At 71.1% G+C, this 1,200-nt stretch carries 2 protein-coding genes; one reads left to right on the forward strand and one right to left on the reverse strand.

Annotation, left to right across the window (positions count from 1 at the left end; translation table 11 throughout):
* Nucleotides 1-60: 60 nt before the first annotated feature.
* A complete protein-coding gene (locus tag EQG76_RS09640; RefSeq protein WP_159712835.1) occupies nt 61-285 on the forward strand; it encodes a hypothetical protein in 225 nt (74 codons plus the stop codon).
* Nucleotides 286-310: 25 nt separating this feature from the next.
* Here EQG76_RS09640 and EQG76_RS09645 read toward each other — a convergent pair whose 3' ends face one another.
* Nucleotides 311-1,021 (reverse strand): ribonuclease activity regulator RraA, encoded by a 711-nt coding sequence (locus EQG76_RS09645; protein WP_407925521.1) that lies wholly within the window; start codon nt 1,019-1,021, stop codon nt 311-313.
* Nucleotides 1,022-1,200: the final 179 nt, after the last annotated feature.

A 1,200-nucleotide genomic window follows, 5' to 3' on the forward strand; every position in this document is an offset into this window, starting at 1 on the left:
TCCATATGTTCAGCTCGGACCCTCCGCCTCGGCGCCGGGGTATTTCTTGGAGAAGCTAGGATGAGTCAGTCGGTCCAGGAACATCGTCGGCGTCTGGCGGAGCGCGGGCTCAAGCGGGTCGAGCTCGCCGTGCCGGCGAGCGATGCGGAACTGGTCCGCCGCATCGCCAAGGTCCTCGTGAAGAATGATGCCTCGGCCCAGGAGTTGCGGACCGCCATCCAGCAGTCGGTGCCCGAGCAGCCGCGCATGAGCTTCAAGGAGTGGCTGGAATCCGACGACGAGTGAGCGGGTCGGCGCTGCGCCCGCCTCGTCAGCCGCGGCCACGGGCGGTCCGCCAGCGCTCAAACTCGGCACGGCTTTCGGGCGTGGCCGGATAAAGGCCCGGCAGCGGCCGGCCAGCCTTCACCTGCGCTTCCACGAACTCCTCGTACGCGGTGGCCGCGGCCGCCTCCACCGCGACCGCTGCCGCCAGCCCCTGCGGGATGCACACCACGCCCTCGCCGTCGCCCACCATGATGTCGCCTGGATAGACCGCGACATCCCCGCAGGCGATCGGCAGGCCGGTGTCGGCGGCGTGATGCCAGATCGGGCCGGTCGGCGCCGAGGGGCGCTGATGGTAGGCCGGGAAGCCCAGCGCCGCCACGGCCGGGCTGTCGCGGAAGCCGCCATCGGTCACCACGCCGGCGCAGCCGCGCACCATCAGGCGGCGCAGCAGGATGTCGCCGGCCGAGGCGCCCCGCGCGTCCTTGCGGCTGTCGATCACCAGCACATGGCCCTTGGGGCAGTGCTCTACCGCATGGCGCTGCGGGTGGCTGGGGTCGGCATAGGCATCCAGCACGTCCAGGTCCTCCCGCGACGGGATCATCCGCAGCGTGTAGGCCGGGCCCACCATGTGCGGCAGGCCGCTCGCGACCGGCTGGACGTTCTGCAGGAAGACGTTGCGCAGGCCGCGCTTGAACAGGACCGTCGTCAGCGTGGCGGTGCTCACCGTGCGCAGCAGTGCGCGGGTCGACTCGTCCAGGTCGTTCATGGCGCCAAATCTCCAACGGGAACCGGTCTCCGGCGAGGACCGGGTACCGGGCACGATCCTAGCTGCTCCGTTCGGCCTTGGCTGCCGCGGGATCGTGCCTGGTGGCCGCGGCCTTCGCACTGGCGGTACACGCCTCGGCCAGCGCGTCCACCAGCAGGCCTGGGTCGCCC

Origin of the sequence: Geminicoccus flavidas, from assembly GCF_009806515.1 — a bacterium.
In the GTDB taxonomy this organism is placed as follows: domain Bacteria; phylum Pseudomonadota; class Alphaproteobacteria; order Geminicoccales; family Geminicoccaceae; genus Geminicoccus; species Geminicoccus flavidus.

What these genes read in the sequence shown, in the direction of transcription:
- EQG76_RS09640 (WP_159712835.1), top strand. Translation starts at nt 61, where the DNA reads ATGAGTCAGTCGGTCCAGGAACATCGTCGGCGTCTGGCGGAGCGCGGG.